The 18,220-nt window shown below is 72.7% G+C and carries 14 protein-coding genes and 1 pseudogene; 9 read left to right on the plus strand and 6 right to left on the minus strand.

Going from position 1 to position 18,220, the window contains the following annotated elements:
* Positions 1–53 precede the first annotated feature (53 nt).
* A complete protein-coding gene (locus ADK86_RS21100) occupies positions 54–449 on the plus strand; it encodes a RidA family protein (protein ID WP_053697970.1) in 396 nt (131 codons plus the stop codon).
* Between the two features lie 91 nt (positions 450–540).
* Here the strand turns inward: ADK86_RS21100 and ADK86_RS21105 are convergent, their stop codons facing one another.
* The 4 genes from ADK86_RS21105 to wecB are packed head-to-tail and all read right to left on the minus strand — an operon-like array spanning position 541 to position 7,050.
* Positions 541–2,847 (minus strand): NHL repeat-containing protein, encoded by a 2,307-nt coding sequence (locus ADK86_RS21105; protein ID WP_234345956.1) that lies wholly within the window; start codon positions 2,845–2,847, stop codon positions 541–543.
* 17 nt (positions 2,848–2,864) lie between these two features.
* The gene (locus ADK86_RS21110; RefSeq protein WP_078952151.1) at positions 2,865–5,171 is read right to left on the minus strand and encodes an NHL repeat-containing protein; all 2,307 of its coding nucleotides are present in this window, start codon (positions 5,169–5,171) and stop codon (positions 2,865–2,867) included.
* Positions 5,168–5,857 (minus strand): hypothetical protein, encoded by a 690-nt coding sequence (locus ADK86_RS21115; protein WP_053697971.1) that lies wholly within the window; start codon positions 5,855–5,857, stop codon positions 5,168–5,170. Before ADK86_RS21115 ends, ADK86_RS21110 begins: the two co-directional genes overlap by 4 nt.
* Positions 5,854–7,050, minus strand: coding sequence for a non-hydrolyzing UDP-N-acetylglucosamine 2-epimerase (wecB, locus tag ADK86_RS21120; RefSeq protein WP_063789047.1), 1,197 nt, complete (start codon positions 7,048–7,050; stop codon positions 5,854–5,856). Before wecB ends, ADK86_RS21115 begins: the two co-directional genes overlap by 4 nt.
* Positions 7,051–7,841: 791 nt before the next feature.
* Between wecB and ADK86_RS21125 the strand changes: the two genes are divergently transcribed.
* A complete protein-coding gene (locus tag ADK86_RS21125; protein ID WP_078952152.1) occupies positions 7,842–9,233 on the plus strand; it encodes a glycosyltransferase family 2 protein in 1,392 nt (463 codons plus the stop codon).
* Positions 9,234–9,278: 45 nt separating this feature from the next.
* On the opposite strand, the gene ADK86_RS21130 is transcribed toward ADK86_RS21125, so the two are convergent.
* Entirely contained in the window at positions 9,279–11,351 is a 2,073-nt protein-coding gene (locus ADK86_RS21130) for an AfsR/SARP family transcriptional regulator (protein ID WP_053697973.1), read from the minus strand.
* 155 nt (positions 11,352–11,506) lie between these two features.
* Here ADK86_RS21130 and ADK86_RS21135 point away from each other — a divergent pair, with 155 nt between their 5' ends.
* From ADK86_RS21135 to ADK86_RS21165, 7 genes and pseudogenes are all read left to right on the plus strand, one after another.
* Positions 11,507–12,388, plus strand: coding sequence for an alpha/beta fold hydrolase (locus ADK86_RS21135; RefSeq protein WP_053697974.1), 882 nt, complete (start codon positions 11,507–11,509; stop codon positions 12,386–12,388).
* Between the two features lie 211 nt (positions 12,389–12,599).
* On the plus strand, positions 12,600–13,022 hold the full coding sequence (locus ADK86_RS21140; RefSeq protein WP_053697975.1) for a cupin domain-containing protein: 423 nt from the start codon (positions 12,600–12,602) through the stop codon (positions 13,020–13,022).
* Between the two features lie 48 nt (positions 13,023–13,070).
* Positions 13,071–13,820 carry an SDR family oxidoreductase gene (locus ADK86_RS21145; RefSeq protein WP_053697976.1) on the plus strand — a complete coding sequence of 250 codons (750 nt, stop codon included), beginning with the start codon at positions 13,071–13,073 and terminating at the stop codon, positions 13,818–13,820.
* Between the two features lie 202 nt (positions 13,821–14,022).
* Positions 14,023–14,796, plus strand: a complete 774-nt coding sequence (locus ADK86_RS21150) for an IclR family transcriptional regulator (protein ID WP_030598144.1) — start codon at positions 14,023–14,025, stop codon at positions 14,794–14,796.
* Entirely contained in the window at positions 14,793–15,650 is an 858-nt protein-coding gene (locus ADK86_RS21155) for an SMP-30/gluconolactonase/LRE family protein (protein WP_053697977.1), read from the plus strand. Before ADK86_RS21150 ends, ADK86_RS21155 begins: the two co-directional genes overlap by 4 nt.
* Positions 15,651–15,751: 101 nt before the next feature.
* Positions 15,752–15,973, plus strand: a pseudogene (locus ADK86_RS44610) (DUF5133 domain-containing protein); the annotation flags it as partial.
* A 320-nt stretch (positions 15,974–16,293) separates the two neighbouring features.
* Positions 16,294–16,938 carry a dihydrofolate reductase family protein gene (locus ADK86_RS21165; RefSeq protein WP_053697978.1) on the plus strand — a complete coding sequence of 215 codons (645 nt, stop codon included), beginning with the start codon at positions 16,294–16,296 and terminating at the stop codon, positions 16,936–16,938.
* A 39-nt stretch (positions 16,939–16,977) separates the two neighbouring features.
* Here ADK86_RS21165 and mmsB read toward each other — a convergent pair whose 3' ends face one another.
* The gene (gene mmsB / locus ADK86_RS21170; protein ID WP_053697979.1) at positions 16,978–18,219 is read right to left on the minus strand and encodes a multiple monosaccharide ABC transporter permease; all 1,242 of its coding nucleotides are present in this window, start codon (positions 18,217–18,219) and stop codon (positions 16,978–16,980) included.
* Position 18,220 lies beyond the last annotated feature (1 nt).

The raw sequence follows: 18,220 nt of genomic DNA on the forward strand, positions 1-18,220 counted from the left end.
CCGAGCCGATGTTCGTACGTACTCTCGATGATGCGAATGGAGCCGATGTGGCAATGCAGCGAACGGCGGTCAACCCGGTCTCGTGGTCGGTGGAGATGGGCTTCAACCAGGGCGAGGTCGTCTCCGGGCACACCCGGACCCTGTACATATCGGGGCAGACCGCGATGAACGGCGACGGCAAGCCCGAGCATGACGGTGACATGGCGGCGCAGCTGGCGCTGAGCGTCGACAACGTGGAGGCCGTGCTCGGCGAGGCCGGCATGACTCTCGCGAACCTCGTCCGGCTCAACGTCTACACGACCGACGTCGATCTGCTCTTCCGGCACTACGGCGTGCTGGCGGCGCGGTTGGGCGCCGCCGAGGTGGCGCCGACCACCACCATGCTCGGGGTGACGCGACTGGCGATCCCCGGCCAGCTGGTCGAGCTTGAGGGCACCGCCGTGGCGTGACCCGACCTCGCCGCCTCGCGGTGAACGCCGCGCCGGCCCGAGGGCCCCGTCCGCACTGCGGTCGGGGCCCTGGGCTCCGGCGGAAGGGAGATCAGCTGACGCGGGCGCTCAGCGGTACGGGCGCCAGGCGGCCGATGGTGACCTTGCCGTCGTCGGACTGGGTGCCCGGCTTCGCGTCGGCCTGGGCGCGGATGCCGATGGTGTAGATCAGTGCGGTCTTGTCCGTGGTTCCGGTGTTGACGTGCGGGTTGGAGGAGATGATCAGTGTCCGGCCGCCGTCCTCCAGACGGGTGTCGAGGTTCCCGGTGACGGCGGGCTGGACGTAGTAGTAGCCGTACGAGGCGCCGCCGGTGAACGCGAAGCCGGCCGGGGCGGTGAGGCGCTGCTCGATGGTGCCGGGGTTGACCGGCTGGTTGTCCAGTGAGCGGATCTCCAGGTTGAAGGTGGTGGACTGGCCGGGCGCGGCCTGCGGCACGCTCTCCTGGCTGACGCGCAGCGCGGTCTCGTTCTGCGAGGAACCGGTGACGGTGCCGGTGAGCTGGACGGGCGTATGCCTGCCGACGCTGGCCGAGCCGTTCTGGAAGGTGCCGGCCGCGGCGTCCGGCCGGGCCTGGATCGGGATGGTGTAGTACAGCGGCCCGGTGTCGCTGATGGTGGTGTTGACGTGCGGGTTGGCGGTGACGATCAGCGTCCGGCCGCCGTCCTCGATGCGGTAGTCGAGGTTGCCCGAGATCATGCCCTGGGCGGTGTTGTAGTACGCGTAGCTCGGCTGGCCGGGGAAGGTGAAGCCGCTCGGGGCGGTGAAGCGCTGGACGATGTCACCGGGGTTGACGGGCCGGCTGCCGGCCGAGTCGAACTTCACGTTGAACGCGGTGCGCTGGCCGGGAGCCACCTGGGGGATGGTGTCCTGGGTGATGGTCAGCGCCCGCTCGTCGGTGGGCGGCGGCGGGACGACGACGATCACCGGCAGCGTGTAGGTGTTGTCCTTGAGGTTGAGGTCGCCGCCGTACTGGATCTCCACGGTGGAGGTGTACTGGCCGGGAGGAGTGTCGCCGGGCACGGTGACGCGGAACACGCCGTCCAGCGAACCCTGCTGGGGCTGGAGCTGCTGCCCGGGGAACGTGCGGGACAGACGGCTCCCGGTGGTGCCCGCGGGGCCGCGCAGCCCGTCGGCGAGGGTGAGGACGACGGTGACGTACTGGCCGTCGGCCGGGTTGGGGCCGCGGTTCTTGATCCGGACGCCGAGGTCGAACTCCTGGCCCGCCTGGACGGAGGGGGAGCTGACGATCTCGCCGTAGAGGTCGGCGGTGGGCGGGGGCGGCGGGGTCATGGTGGCGACCGAGGTGACCCCGCGTACGCGGTTGTTGCTCGCGTCGGCGATGTAGAGGTTCCCGGCGCGGTCCAGTGCGACCGACCGCGGCTGGTAGAGCCGGGTGGCGATGGCGGGCCCACCGTCATCGACGTACCCGGCGGTGCCGTTGCCCGCGACGGTGGAGATGCTGCCGTCCGAAGTAACCTTGCGGACGCGCTGGTTGAGCGTGTCCGCGATGTAGAGGCTCCCGCCGTCGTCGAGGCACACGTCCAACGGGTAGTTGATCTGGGTCGAGGTGGCGGGGCCGCCGTCGGAGACATACCCGCCGGTGCCGTTCCCGGCGACAGTGGTGATGACGCCCCGCGTGTCCACCTTGCGCACCCGGTGGTTGTTGCAGTCCGCGATGTAGAGGTTTCCGGTGCCGTCGGCCCTCAGCCCCGCGGGGTTGTAGAGCTTGGTGGCGGTGGCGGGTCCGCCGTCGGAGACGTACCCGGCCTGGCCGTTGCCCGCGACGGTGGTGATGGTGCCGCGGGTGTCCACCTTGCGGACCCGGTTGCCGTACCACTCGCTGAGGTACAGGTTCCCCTGGAGGTCGACCGCCACCCCGGTCGGCGTGTTGATCTGGGTGGCGGTGGCGGGTCCGCCGTCGGAGACGTATCCGGCCTGGCCGTTGCCCGCGACGGTGGTGATGATGCCCCGGGTGTCCACCTTGCGGATGCGGTGGTTGTCGAGATCCGCGATGTACAGGTTGCCCGCTTCGTCGACCGCCACGGCCGAGGGACTGTAGAGCTTGGTGGCGGTGGCGGGCCCGCCGTCGGAGGTGTACCCGGCCTGCCCGTTGCCCGCGACGGTGGTGATGATGCCCTGCGGGGTCACCTTGCGGACCCGGTGGTTGCTCCGCTCCGCGATGTAGAGATTGCCGTTCTTGTCCAGGGTCACGCCGTGCGGCCAGTTGAGCTGAGTGAGCGTCGCGGGTCCGCCGTCGGACACGTACCCGGCCTGCCCGTTGCCCGCCACCGTGGCGATGTCACCCTGCGCGAGGCCCGCGGGCTGCGGCCCGCTTCCAGGGCTGTTCTCGGCTGTCATGGGAACTCCTTCCGTGGTCAGAGCACGCGGGCGGACAGCGGTACGGGCGCGAGGCGGCCGATGACGGCCCGGCCGTCGTCGGACTGTGTACCGGGGGTCGCGCTGGGCAGGGCGCGGATGCCGATGGTGTAGATCAGCGCCGTCTTGTCGGTGGTGCCGGTGTTCAGGTGCGGGTTGGAGGAGATGACGAGGGTCTTGCCGCCGTCCTCCAGCTGGGCGTCGAGGTTCCCGGTCACGTACGGCGTCACGAAGTAGTAGCCGTAGGAGGCGCTGCCGGTGAAGGCGAAGCCGGTGGGGGCGGTGATGCGCTGCTCGACCGTGCCGGGGTTGACCGGCTGGTTGCTCAGCGACCGAAGCTCCAGGTTGAACGTGGTGTGCTGGCCCGGCGCCGCCGCGGGCACCGACTCCTGCACCACGCGCAGTGCCGTCTCGTCCTGTGCGGTCCCCGAGATGATGCCGGAGAGCTGGACCGGGGTGTGCCGGCCGATGCTCGCCGAGCCGTTGTCGTACCGTCCGGGCACGGCGTCGGCGCGGGCCTGCACCGGGATGGTGTAGATCACCGAACCGGTGTCGCTGGTGGTGGTGTTGACGTGCGGATTGGCCGTGATGAGCAGGGTCCGCCCGTCGTCCAGGATGCTGTGGCTCAGGTTCCCCGAGATGACGCCGTGGATGGTCTCGTAGTACGCGTAGGTGGGCTGGCCGGTGAAGGTGAAGCCGGTCGGTGCGGTGAAGCGCTGGACGATCGTGCCGGGGTTGACCGGCTGTCCGGCGGGCGAGGTGTAGCGCAGGTTGAAGGAGGTGCGCTGGCCCGGGGCGACCTGCGGGACGGTGTCCTGGAAGATCGTCAGTGCTGTCTCGTCCGCGACGGGGTCGGGCACCACGACCGTGACCGGCAGGGTGTAAGCGTTGTCCTTCAGGTTGAGGTCGCCGCCGTACTGGATCTCCAGCGTGGAGAGGTACGTGCCGGGCGGGGTGCTCTCCGGCGCGCTGACCCGGAACACGCCGTCCAGCGTGCCCTGCTGGGGCAGCAGCTGTTGTCCGGAGAAGGTACGGGTGAGCCGCCGGCCGCTGGTGCCGGGGCCGCCGACGAGGCCGTCGGCCAGGTTCAGTACGACGGTGACGTACTGCCCGTCGGCCGGGTTGGGGCCGCGGTTGCGTATCCGCGCGCCGAGGTCGAACTCCTGGTCGCGCTGTACGCGGTAGGGGCTGATGACCTCGCCGTACAGGTCGGCGTTCGGCGGGGGCGGCGGCGTCATCTGCGCCACGGCCGTCACGCCGCGCACGCGGTGGTTGTGGCTGTCCGCGATGTACAGATTGCCGCCCCGGTCCAGGGCGATGCCGTAGGGGTGGTAGAGCCGGGTGCCCGCGGCGGGTCCCCCGTCGTCCACGTACCCGGCGGTGCCGTTGCCCGCGACGGTGGTGATGATGCCGTCCGAGGTGACCTTGCGGACGCGGTGGTTGTGCCCGTCGCCGATGTACAGGCTCCCGGCCTCGTCCAGCGCCAGGCCCCACGGGTAGTGGAGCCGGGTGCCGAGGGCGGGTCCGCCGTCGGAGACGTATCCGGCGGTGCCGTTGCCCGCGACGGTGGTGATGATGCCGTTGGGGGTGACCTTGCGGACGCGGTGGTTGTAGCGGTCGGCGATGTACAGACTGCCTCCGGTGTCCACCACCAGACCCATGGGGTAGTAGAGCCGGGTCGAGATGGCGGGCCCGCCGTCGGAGACGTATCCGGCGGTGCCGTTGCCCGCGACGGTGGTGATGATGCCGTTCGGGGTGACCTTGCGCACGCGGTGGTTGTTGGTGTCCGCGATGTAGAGGTTGTCCTTGTCGTCCACGGTCAGGGCCGCGGGGTAGTGGAGCCGGGTGCCGAGGGCGGGTCCGCCGTCGGAGATGTATCCGGCGGTGCCGTCCCCCGCGACGGTGGTGATGATGCCCCGCGTGTCGACTTTCCGTACGCGGTGGTTATAGGTGTCCGCGATGTAGACGTTGCCCTTGTCGTCCACGGCCACGTCCGTGGGGTAGTGGAGCCGGGTGGCGAGGGCGGGTCCGCCGTCGGAGATGTATCCGGCGGTGCCGTCCCCCGCGACCGTGGTGATGGAGCCGTTCGGCGTGACCTTGCGGATGCGGTGGTTGTTCCGGTCGGCGATGAACAGGTTGCCGTTCCTGTCGACGGCCACCCCGTGGGGGTAATAGAGCCGGGTCAGCGCGCCGTGCCCGCCGTCGGAGATGAATCCGGCCACGCCGTTGCCCGCGACGGTGGCTATCGAGCCGTCGGGCAGGCCCGCGGGCTGCGGGCCGGTTCCTGCGCTGGATGCGGTGGTCATGATCGCTGCTCCTGTCGTGGTCGGAGGACATGGGCGGACAGCGGTACGGGTGCCGGGCGCCCGATGGCGGCGCTGCCGTCGGCGGACCGCGAGCCGGGTGCCGCGTCCGGCAGGGCGCGGATGCCGCTCGTGTGGATCAGCGCGGTCCGGTCGGTGGCGCCGGTATTGAGGTGCAGGTCGGAGATGGTGATCAGCGTCCTGCCGCCGTCTTCGAGCTGCGTCCGCAGATTCCCGGTCACAGCGGGCCGGACGAAGTAATAGCCGTACGGGGCGCCGCCGGTGAACGCGAAGCTGGTGGGGGCGGTGAAGCGCTGGGCCGGCGTGCCCGGGTCGACCGGCTGGTTGTTCAGCGAGCGGATCTCGATGTTGAACGAGACGCTGTCGCCCGGCTTCGCCTCGGGCACGCTCTCCTGGGCCGGGCGCAGCGCCGGCTCGTCCTGGGAGCCGCCGGTGATCTCGGCCGAGATCCGTACGGGGGCGTGCTTGCCGACGCCGTCGGTGCTGACCTTGTGGACGCGGTGGTTGTCGACTTCCGGGACACAGAGGTTCCCGGACGGGTCCAAGGCGATCCGCGGGCCGTTGAGTCTGGCCTGAACCGCGGGTCCGCCGCCCCCGTCGAAGCCGGCCGCGCCGGTGCCGGCGACCGTGGTGACCGTGCCGGCGGGCACGGTGGCGGGCGGGGTCATCGCGCCTCCTGACCGGTGATGTCGGACGGCCTGGGAGCCAGGCCCAGCAGCCAGCCGCAGGCGGCGGCGCAGCGCCGGGCGGCCCGTCCGTCGCCGTACGGATTGGGCCGGGGAAAAGGCCGGTCCGGCTTCCCGGCGTCCAGCACGCCTTCGCGGGCGAATTCCTTTTCGGCCGCTGCCACGATCTCCGTCTCGTCCGTACCGACGAGCCGGGCCAGACCGGAATCGATCCCTTCGGTCCGTTCGGTGTTGTCCCGGGTCACCAGAATCGGCAGTCCGAAGGCCGCCGCCTCCTCCTGAATTCCGCCGGAGTCGGTGATGGCCAGAACGGACCGGGACAGCAGACGGGCGAAGGCGTCATACGGAATCGGGCCCGGCAGATGAACATTGGGCCGGCCCTGCAGTGATTCCTCGATCGCGGTACGGACCGCGGGATTCATATGCGCGGCGACGACGAACGTCACGTCGGGGTATTGACGGCTCAGTGCCGCCACCGCCCGGCCCACCCGCCGGATCGGCTCGCCCCAGTTCTCCCGCCGGTGTGCGGTCACGACGACGAGTGGAGCGGAATTCTGTTCGAGTCCGCGGAGTTCGGGTACGGCGCGGTGGCGCGGGCTTCGGCTCGCGGCGACGACGGCGTCGATCACGGTGTTCCCGGTCACCACGATCCGGTCGGCCGCCACCCCCTGGGCGAGCAGGTTCCGGCGGGCGGCATGGGTGGGCGCCAGGTGGAGATCGCTCAGCTCGGCGATCATCCGGCGGTGGGCCTCCTCGGGGAACGGACTGCGCGCGTCGCCGGAGCGCAGCCCGGCCTCCACGTGCACGACGGGGATCTTGGCGAAGAACGCGGCCATCGCCCCGGCCAGCGCGGACGAGGTGTCTCCCTGGACGAGCACCGCGTGTACGTCGGGCGCGCGCAGCCGACTGCCGAGCCCGCTGAGCAGGCCGGCCGTCAGCTCGGTGACCGGCCCCGCGGCGGCCGTGCCGCCCGTACCGGCGGGTGGGTCCAGTTCGGCTTCGGGGCGCAGTCCGAAGCAGGCGAGGGTGTTCCGTACCACCGTGCCGTGCTGCCCGGTGGTGAACACGGCCGGCTCGGCCCAGCGGGTGCGCTGCAATTCCCGGACGACCGGGGCGAGTTTGACGGCTTCCGGGCGCGTGCCCACGACAATGGCGATGCGCTGTCGGCCGCTCAATGCCGAGTCGATTTCGTGGCGGGGGCAGGAGAGAAGATCAGGCGCATAGGGACACCGTTCATCGCGTCGGTATACGACAGGTTCGCGTAAGGGCGAGACAGCTCACAGACGTTGAACATGCGACGTGTGACACCTGTGGCAGACGATGGCGAGGGAATGCAGGGTGATCCGGCAATCACTCGCGTCAGCCGACGCTAGGCGCCGGATATAACGGGGGCAATGGTTCCCGAGTCATGTGATTGGCCGGATCGGAACAATGCGCCCGCTGAGCGAGGGGAAAAGCCCTGGTGTCAACGGGCGCCCGCGATTTCGCGTGCCCGGACCATCGACGCAAAACCGTCTCCGCCGGTCTCCGGACATCGCCGGAACGCCACGGAGGGGTCTGGCCATCGCCCGCCCGGTGGTTCACAGTGGTCACTGCCCGCCCCGCCGCTCGACCCGCTGCCTGCCCTGCGCACCCGCTGGCCGGCGCACTTCACGTCCTGCCGCCCGGAGGTGCCGCCCATCCATGTACCTGGGACCGACCTGGCCGTTGGCAGGCGGCATGGCGGCGGCACGCGCCGGAACGTCCGGTGGGCGCGGTGTCCTCGCAGCCGCCATCGGCGCGGCCGTGGTGCCGCTGGGGTTCGTCCTGGGGCGGGAGGTCCAGCGCAGGGTGGGGCGCGGTGGCCGGGCCGTGCCCGCGCACCTGCCCCGGCCGGGCCGCCCGGACGTGCCGGTCCGGCCCTGGCCGGCGCCCTCCGTACCCGCCGAAGCCGCCGGGGTCCGACGTCGCAAGGGGAGCCGACCTGGTGAAAAACGCCCTGCTCAAGACCGTTGACACCATCGGCTGCACCGTCATCGGACTGTCCGCCGGCTACCTCGCCCTGGCCATGGGCGCGGGCCTGCTCGAACTGCGCCGCCAGAAAGCGAAGTTACGCTCCCAGGGCGACACCTCCTACGGCCGCCCGCACCTCGGCCGCCGCGACCACTACCACCTCTACGTCCTCGTTCCCTGCCTCAACGAGGAGTCGGTGATCGGCACGACGGTCGGCGGCCTCATGGGCCCGCGCACCACCGTCGTGGTCGTCGACGACGGCTCGGACGACGCCACGGGGGCGGCTGCCGAGCAGGCGGGCGCGGCGGCCCACGCGGCCGGACGGCAGGGGGAGGTGACCGTGCTGCGGCGGGAGCCGCCCCACGCCCGGCAGGGCAAGGGCGAGGCCCTCAACCACGCCATCCGCGTGGTGCGCGAACGCGTCGCGGCACGCGGGCAGGATCCCGCGCAGACCGTGGTGTGCGTCATGGACGCCGACGGCCGCCTCTCCGACCGGGCGCTGTCCCACGTCATGCCGCTCTTCGACGACCCACGGGTCGGCGGGGTCCAGCTCGGCGTCCGCATCCGCAACCGCCGCTCCAACTTCCTGACCTGGTTCCAGGACTACCAGTTCTGGGCGATGGCCGCCGTCACCCAGTTCGGCCGCAACCTCACCAAGACCGTCAGCCTCGGCGGCAACGGCCAGTTCACCCGCCTCTCCGCCCTCGACAGCCTCGGCGAACGCCCCTGGTCCCGGTCCCTGACCGAAGACCTCGACCTGGCCATCAGCCTCGCCGTGCGCGGCCGGCGGCTGCGCACCACCGCCCACGCCTCCGTCGACCAGCAGGGCGTCAGCGACCTGCGGCGCCTCATCCGGCAGCGCACCCGCTGGTACCAGGGCCACATGACCGCGATCCGGCGCATGGGCGAGATCTGGCGCGCCCCGCGCATGGGGCACCTGGCGGCCCTGGAGATGTTCGCCTACCTGCTGGTGCCGTGGGTCCTCGACCTGCCCTGGTCCCTGCTCTTCCAGTACTGCCTGTACTGGTTCCTCCGCAGCCCCGACGTCCTGGTCCTGCGGGGCAGACCGGCCGCCGCCGTCAACGGCACCCGGCTGCGCCTGCCCCTCAACCTCCTCGCCTGGTACCTGCTGGCCTTCGCCCCCGCCCTGGCCACCTCCTGGACCTACCTGCGCCGCGACAAAAATGTGGGCCTGCCGCGCGCCCTGCTCCTGGGCCACTCCTTCGTCGTCATGAACTACATGTCGTTCCTCTGCGCCTGGAGGGCCCTGTTCCGCATGCTGCGCGGACAGACGGGCTGGACCAAGACGACCCGCGAGGCGGAGGCGGTGGGAGCGGCCGCCGAAGGCGTGCCTTCGGCGGCCTGAGGGATGCGGGTGATTCCCGAAGTCCGGGGACGAGGGCGCCCTCGGTCACGGCGATGTGTTCGTAGATGCGGATGATGCCCCCGCAGAGGACGGTCCCCCCACACCGAGGGCCGCCTCAACGGCCCGCAGATGGCGTGCGACCGGACCGAAGGAGATCAGGCCGCTGCCGGCACCGGCCAACTCCCCCTCGGCTACGGCGAGTTCGTCGCGGGCTCGCCGTAGGACTCCTTCGTGTCCCACGGCGGCGGCCGTGCGGGCCAGTACGCACCAGAGTGCCTCTTGCAGGAGGTCGTGGGGCGGCCGGGGAACGGTGGTGAGTGCGTGCCGGGCCCGCTCCGTGGCGCCGCCGGCGGCCAGCAGCAGGGGGTCGAGCCACGGCTGGTACGGACCGGTGTCGAGGCCGGTGAAGTCGTCCGGGTCGGGCAGGGTGTCGCCCCGCATGGCCGGGACGAGCGCGACGAGGGCGGCCGCTCCCCGGGTGAGCCCGGGCATGCCGCAGTTCGCGGTGTCCGCGAGGACCTTCACGTACCGGGGGCGGGCCGCCGTCCAGCCGTCGGTCTCGCAGGTGCGCAGGGCCCGGTACCAGGCGGTGAACACTCCGGCGAGCGGCCGTTCGTTGCGGTGCGCCAGCCGGTCGATCTCCTCGGCCTCCGCGTCCGCCGCCGGGAAGTCGCCGAGTCCGGCGAGGGCTTGGAGGCGGACGAGGCGGGCCAGAACCTCGTGGCTGGGCAGGTGGTGGCCGATGGCCAGCCGGGTCAGTTCGGTGCCGAGTGCGTCGCGGCGGGCGGCCGATCCGCAGGTGGCGAAGGACTGCATGAAGGCGCCGTTGAGGGAGAACGCGAGCAGCGCGGGGTCCGCGAGGCGGCGGGCGAGGCGTACGGCCTCCTCGGCGGCACGTTCGGCGCGCAGCCGCCACGGTTCGGCGGCGGGGGCGTCGGCCGCCAGGGGAAGCGGCGCGTCGGCGGCGGCGTCGCCGCGTGACTCCACGGCGACGACCGACAGCAGCCGGGCCCGCAGCGCGGGCGGGCCGTCGGGGCCGAGCCGGGCGGCGGCGCGGGCGGCGGCCCGGACGAGTTCGCCCGCGTTCTCGGGGTCGTCGGCGCGGGTCCAGACCGCCGGGACGTCGTACGAGCCGATGATCCCGGCGGCCAGCTCGGCGTCCCCGGTCGTCTCGGCCGCCGCGACCAGTTCCCGCCGGTGCTCGCGCGCCTCCTCCAGGCCGTCGGCGCCGGTCACCGCGAGGTCCCGCAGCAGCCCGGCGGTGGCGTGCAGCCGGGCCCGGGACCGGGCGGGCACCGAGCGGTCCCACGCGGCGGCGGCCCGGCTCCAGACGCCGTCCGCCACCCCGCCCGGCTCGGCCGCCGAACCGGTGGCGCCGTTGCGGATGCGGGCCTCGGCGCGTGCCAGGGCGGCCCCGGCTCCGGAGCCGTACGCGCTGGTGAGGGTCGTACGGGCGCGCCGCAGCGTCTCCAGGGCCTCGCCGCGCCGGCCGGACCGGTCCAGCGCGGTCGCCAGCAGCACCCAGCCGTCCTCCCGCCCCGGGTGCGCGGCGACATGGGCCCGCAGATCGGCGACGGCGTCCCGGGCGGCGCCGGTGGCCAGCAGGGCGTCGGCGCGGCGCTCGACCGCGTCGAGACGCAGCGCCTCCAGCCGGGCCTGTTCGGCGGCGGCCCACGCGGCGTCGGGGAAGTCGGCCAGGACCGGCCCGCGCCACCGGGCGAGCGCCTCGTCCCAGAGGGCGACCGCCGCGTGGGGCGGCGCCCCGGCGGCCCGCGCGGCCGTGTCCTCGAACCGCCAGGCGTCCACCGCGTCGCGCCCGGCGCGCAGGACGTAGCCGGGGCCGTCGGTGACCAGCACCCGCGACGGCTGCCGGGGCGGGCGTCCGGGCTCCAGAGCGCGGCGCAGCGCCGCCACGAAGGTGCGGACCGCGCCGACCGCGCCGGCCGGCGGGCCGTCCTGCCACAGGTCGTCCACGAGCCGGCCGACCGGGACCACCCGGTTGCGGGCGATCAGCAGCCGGCCCAGCACCTCCCGGTGGCGGGGCGCGCCGAGCGGGAGGGGCGTGCCGTCGGTGCCCCAGGCGGCGACCGGTCCCAGCAGTCCGAACTCCACGCCCACGGCACGGTCCCTTCGCGGGCGGCGCCGTTTCCCGGGGTGCCGCGCGGCCACTCATCGATCGCTGATCCGGCGCCCGCACCCTTAATGACGTCCCCGGACGACCCGGACCGCGGGGTCCGGGACCGTCCACTCTGCCACGAGCCACAGGAGCCGCTGTGACACCCCCGAGCATCCCCGGATTCACCGAGCACCGCGTGCCGGTCGACGACGGCGTCACGCTGCACGCCGTCGTCGGCGGCACCGGCAGCCCGGTCGTGCTGCTGCACGGATTCCCGCAGACCCATGTGATGTGGCGGCATGTCGCGTCCGACCTCGCCGCCGACCACACCGTCATCTGCCCCGACCTGCGCGGCTACGGTGCCAGCGACAAGCCCGCCGAGAGCGGTCCTGAGGTCTACGCCAAGCGGACCATGGGCCGGGACATCGTCCGGCTCGCCGCCGGGCTGGGGCACGACCGCTTCACGCTGGCCGGTCACGACCGCGGCGCCCTGGTCGCCTTCCGTACCGCGATGGACCACCCGGAGACCGTCTCCCACGCGCTCTTCCTCGACATCCTGCCGACCCTGGACATGTGGGACGCCCTGCACGGCGTGTCCGCCGCGGTCGGCTTCCACCTCTACCTGATGGCCCAGCCGCCGGGCCTGCCGGAGCGGATGATCCAGGCGTCCGCCGACGCCTTCTTCGCCCACTTCCTCGACGCCTGGACCAGCACCCCGGACGCGATCCCCGCCGGCGTACGCGCCCACTACCTCGCCGCGTCCGCCGCGGCCGTGCCCTCCATCGTCGCCGACTACCGAGCCTCCGCCGGGATCGACGTGGACCACGACACCGCCGACCGGGACGCGGGCAACCGGCTGGCCATGCCGGTCACCGTCCTCCAGCAGGACTGGGGCGCGGCCCTCGGCTACCACGCCCAGGGCCTGTGGAGCGCCTGGGCCGAGGACCTGCGGCACCGTACGGTCTCCTGCGGCCACTTCATGGCGGAGGAGGACCCCCGGCTGATCGCCGGTGAGATCCGGGCTCTCGCGGGCCGCTGACGGCGTTACGAGGCGGCGGAACCCGGCCGCCCGGGGCCGGGGGGCCTCGGGCGGGCGGGACAGGCCGAGCCGGTCCGGCGCCATGCGGGCCATTTCCCGTACCAGCTCCTCCCTGCTCTGACGGCCGTACCCGGATGTGTCCGGATCGGCGCTCACCGGGCACGTCGGCGCCCGGAGCACAATGGGGCCTCTCTTCGCAGGAGGACTTGTCATGCCGGACCCCCGCGAGCACCCGCACTCGGAGGCATGGAAGACCGCGCTCACCGTGCTGCAGGAAGTCGCCCCGCCCGCCATTCCGGAGGGCGCGCACGTGACGACCGTACAGATCGAGTACCCGCCCGGAGACGAGGGCGCACCGCCGCACCGCCACCCCGGCCCGGCCTTCGGGTACGTGCTGGAGGGCGAGATGCGCTTCGAGCTGGAGGGCGAGGGGGAGCGGATCGTCCGCGCCGGGGAGACGTTCTGGGAGCCCGGCGGGGACGTCATCCACTATCAGGACGGCAACAACCTCACCGACACGCGGCTGCGCTTCCTCGTCACCATGCTCTGCGTTCCGGGGCAGCCCATGCTCGTCCCGGTCGACGAGGACGAGCTGAAACGGCGCGCCCACCTGCGCGCGCCCCGGCCGTCCTGACGCGTCCGCCCTCAGCCCAAGGAGTACGCGCCCCAAGGAGTACACGACGTGAAGATCGTGGTCATCGGAGGCACCGGCCTCATCGGCGGCAAGGTGGTCGGCAGGCTCCGGGAACGCGGGCACGAGGCGGTGCCCGCCGCGCCCGGCACCGGCGTGAACACGCTCACCGGAGAGGGCCTCGACGCCGCCCTGGCGGGAGCCCAGGTGGTCGTGGACGTGGCCAACTCGCCCTCCTTCGAGGCGTCGGCGGTACGGGACTTCTTCACCACCTCCACCCGCAACCTGCTGGCCGCCGAGGCGAAGGCGGGCGTGACGCACCATGTGGCCCTGTCGATCGTCGGTGTCGACGACCTGCCCGACAACGGCTACTTCCAAGCCAAGGCGGCCCAGGAGCGTCTGATCAAACAGGGGCCGGTCCCGTACTCGATCATCCGGGCGACGCAGTTCTTCGAGTTCGTCAAGGGCATCGCCGACACCGCCACCGAGGGCGACACCGTGCGCGTTCCGCCCGTGCTCTTCCAGCCGATGGCGGCCGACGACGTCGCCGAGGCGGTGGCCGCGACCGCCGTGGAAGCCTCGCTGAAGGGGACCACCGAGGTGGCCGGCCCCCAGCTGTTCCGCTTCGACGAACTGGTCTCCCGGGCGCTGCGCGCCAGGAACGACCCGCGCAAGGTCGTCGCCGACCCGCACGCCCGCTACTTCGGCTCCGAACTGGCCGAACGCAGCCTCGTCCCCGCCGAGGGCCACGCCCGCCTGTCCACGACGCGCTTCGAGGACTGGCTGCGGACGTCGGCCTGAGTCCGCGGGGGTACGGGGCCGAGAACCGGCCGACCGCTCTGCCGCCACCACACCGCGGGCGCCACGCCCGCCGGGGACCGGTGATTCCGTTGCCGACGGCGAGGGTGCGCACTAGGGTTCGTCCGTGATACCGGCGGCTGGCCGGTATCTCGAACGACCGGCCCGTCCGGCCGGTCCGGTGACGGATGAGGGGCGGCAGCGCATGGGGCGGCTCGTACCCGCGGTGACGCGGGCGCTGGACATACTGGAGCTCTTCCTCGACGGGGACGGCACACTGTCCGCCCCCGACATCACCCGCAGGCTCGGCCTGCCGCGCACCAGCGTGCACGAACTGGTCAGCACGCTCGTCGCGCGCAACTACCTCGCCCATGTGCCCGAGCAGCCGGGGCGCTTCCGGCTCGGCGTGCGCGCCTACCAGCTCGGCAGCCGGTACGCCGAACAGCTCGACCTGGCGGCCGAGGGTCAGCGGGTGGCCCGCGAGGTCGCCGAGACCTGCGGGGAGACCGTGCACATCGCGCTCCTCGAAGGGGCCGATGTGATCTACGTGGCCAAGGTGGACAGCACCCACGCGGTACGGATGGTGTCCGCGGCGGGGCGGCGGCTGCCCGCGCACTGCACCGCCGTCGGCAAGATGCTGCTGGCGTCGCTGCCCGAGACCGCGCTGGCCGAACGCATCCCGGCGGACGGCGAGCTGACGGCCATGACGGAGCACAGCGTCACCTCGCCCGCCGAGCTGCACACCCAGCTCGCGCTGATCAGGGACCGGGGCGTGGCGGTGGAGCAGCGGGAGTCCAACCCGGACGTGAGCTGCGTGGCCGCGCCCGTACGGGACCGGGCCGGGCGGGTCGTGGCGGCACTCAGCGTCTCGGTGCCGATGATCCGGTGGAGCGAGGAGCGATGCGCCGAGCTGGCCGGGCTGGCCCGCAAGGGCGCCGACGAGCTGTCCGCGCGGCTCGGCCACCGGGGGCAGCCGTGACCCGGGCCTGGGAGGTCGCCGTCGCCGCACCGGCACGGCTCGGCGAGGGGCCGACCTGGGACGCCCGCGCCGGACGGCTGATCTGGGTCGACATCCTCTCCGCCCGCGTCCACACCGTCGACCCCGTCACCGGCCGCCGCACCGTGCTGGCCACCGAACAGCACGTCGGCGCGGCCAAGCCCCGTACCGGAGGCGGACTGGTCGTCAACCTGCGGGACGGCGTGGGCACATACGACGCGGACGGCGCGTTCGCGTGGCTGCACCGCGAGCCCGTCGCGGGGCGGCGCGGCAACGACGCGGCCGTGGCGCCGGACGGGGCGCTGTGGGCGGGCACCATGGCGTACGACGAGGCGCCGGGGCGCGGCACGCTCACCCGGATCGCGCCGGACGGCGCCGCCACGCGTGTCCTGTCGGACGTCACGGTGAGCAACGGCACGGGCTGGAGCCCGGACGGCCGGCGGATGTACTACATCGACACCCCCACCCGGCGCGTCGATGTCTTCGACGTCACGGACGAGGGGCTGGTGACCGGCCGCCGTCCCTTCGTGGAGATCGAGGAGCCGGCGGAGACGGCGGGTTATCCGGACGGGCTGGCCGTGGACGCCGAGGGCGGTGTGTGGGTGGCGATGTTCGAGGGCGCGCAGGTACGGCACTACTCGCCCGGCGGGGTGCTGGAGCGGGTGCTGCCGATGCCGGTCGCCCGCCCCACGGCCTGCGCGTTCGGCGGCGCCGCGCTGACGGACCTGTATGTCACCACGGCGCGCGGCGGGCCGGGCGCGGCGCCGCTCGGCGGCTCGCTGCTGGTGGTGCCGGACGCCGGGCGGGGACTGGCGCAGCCTGAATTCGCCGGGTGAGGCGGGCGCGCGGCACGAAGAAAAGGCGGGGGCATACGGGTGGGGCCGTCGGGTACACGGAGCGCAGTTGTTCACGGACGGTGGCGAACGAGGAGGCCCTGATGTTGCTGGCGCACCCTGCTGTACTGCGCGATCTGGTCGAGCAGTACGAGACGCTGCGCGTACTGGACGCGGCCAACGGGAGCCCGGAGGTCCGGCAGCGGATGGACGATGTCGCCTACACCCTGTGCGTGTCCACCGGCACCCGCGATGTCGACGCCGCGCTGATCGCGGCCCGGCACCGGCTGCCGGGCGCCCGGGTGGAGGACGACTCCGTACTCGCCGAACTGCCCGCCCGGGACGGCACCGGACACCCGGCGACGGCCGGGGAGGACGGCGGGGTGTCCGCCGACCGGGCCGGCGCGGTACTGCCCGCCGCGGCGGCCGGGGACGGGGCGGCGCTGCCCGCCGCGTAGCGCCCCATGGAGGCGCCACGCCGGGCACCCCGCCCGGCCCGGGCCCCGCCGGACGACGGCGGGGCCCGGGCGTATGGGCTCTTCCAAAGAAAAGCGCGGACCACTGTCGATCCGGCGGCGTCCCGTTCGACGTCCTGGTGTGGGGCATCTCGCCGCACCGGATGCGAGCGGACCTGACGAGGAGACACGTGGACCAGCTGCTGAGAGTCATGAACTTCAACGTCTCACGGGACGGAATCGGTGCCGGTGAGCACCAGAGTCTTGAGTACCCGTTCGGCCATGCCCACCCGGAGAGGCTGTTCGCCTGGGCGGGCGCCACGGCGAGCTGGCCGATGCGCACGGACCCCGGCGGCAGCCGCGGCCTGGACGACTACTTCACACGGGACTTCGCACGCAACATCGGCGCCGAGATCATGGGCCGCAACAAGTTCGGCCCCCAGCGCGGGCCCTGGCGTGGCCACGACTGGCGCGGCTGGTGGGGCGACGAGCCCCCGTTCCACACCCCGGTGTTCGTCATGACGCACCACGAACGCCCTTCGATCACGCTCTCCGACACCACCTTCCACTTTGTCGGCGGCGACCCGGCCGCGGTCCTCGAACGGGCGCGGGAGGCGGCCCGCGGCAAGGACGTGCGGCTCGGCGGCGGGGTCACCACCATCCGGCAGTTTCTGGACGCCGATCTCGTCGACACCCTGCATGTGGCGGTCGCGCCGGTGGAACTCGGTTCCGGGCTACGGCTGTGGGATTCCCCCGACGAGCTGCTCGACCGGTTCCATCTTGAGGTCGTGCCCAGTACGAGCGGCGTGGTGCACCACCTGTTCTGGCGGCGGTGACACGCGGCCCCACCCCGGCGGACCGGTGCGGCCACCGCGCTACGTACCGGTCCGCCGCTTGTTCCACACGTCGAAGCCGACCGCGGCCAGCAGGACCAGGCCCTTGATGACCTGCTGGTGGTCGGTGCCGATGCCGACCAGGGACATGCCGTTGTTCAGGACGCCGAGCACCAGCGCGCCGGTCACGGCGCCGAACACGGTGCCGATGCCGCCGCTCATGGAGGCGCCGCCGATGAACGCCGCCGCGATCGCCTCCAGTTCGAAGTTGATGCCCGCCTGCGGGGTGCCCGCGTTGAGCCGGGCCGCGTAGACGCAGCCGGCGAGCGCGGCGAGGACGCCCATCGTGACGAAGACCAGGAACGTGACGCGCCCGTCCCGCACCCCGGACAGGCGGGCCGCCGCCCGGTTGCCGCCCAGCGCGTACACATGGCGGCCGACGACCGCGTCGCGCATCACGAAGCCCAGCCCGAGCAGCAGCGCGCACATGATCAGCAGCACTACCGGGACGCCGTGGTAGCTGGCCAGGGTCAGCGTGAACACCGCCACGGCCGCGGTGATGGCGGCGCACTTGGCCAGCCACAGGGAGCGCGGCAGCACTTCGAGCCCATGCGCGGCCCGCCGCCGTCGGTCGCGCCGCTCGCGCAGCAGCAGCCCGGCCACCACCACCAGACCGATCAGCAGGGTCGGATTGTGGTAGCGGGTGTACGGCCCGATCTCCGGGAGGAAGCCTTGGGCGAGGTCCTGGAACGGGCCGGGGAACGGGGAGAGGGACTGGCCCGCCAGGACGATCTGGGTCGCGCCGCGGAACAGCAGCATCCCGGCCAGGGTGACGATGAAGGACGGTATCCCGACGTATGCGATCCAGAAGCCCTGCCAGGCGCCCGCCGCCGCGCCGATGAGCAGGCACAGCAGCAGCGCGGGCAGCCAGTGCAGATGGTGCTGGACCATCAGGACGGCCGCCACGGCGCCGGTGAACGCGGCCAGCGAGCCGACGGACAGGTCGATGTGCCCGGCCACGATCACGATCATCATGCCCATGGCGAGGATGAGGATGTAGCTGTTCTGCTGGACGATGTTGGAGACGTTGTTGGGCAGCAGCAGGGCGTTGCCGGTCCAGATCTGGAAGAGGACGACGATGGCCGCCAGCGCGATGATCATGCCGTACTGGCGCAGATTGCCGCGCACCGCGGCCAGCAGCACGGCGGCGGCCGACGGGCCGGGCCCGCCACCGGACGGCGGGCCGGCCGGGTGATCGGCGGACGGTTGGACTGCGGTGGTCATG

Source organism: Streptomyces sp. NRRL F-5755, assembly GCF_001279365.1.
GTDB lineage: Bacteria > Actinomycetota > Actinomycetes > Streptomycetales > Streptomycetaceae > Streptomyces > Streptomyces rimosus.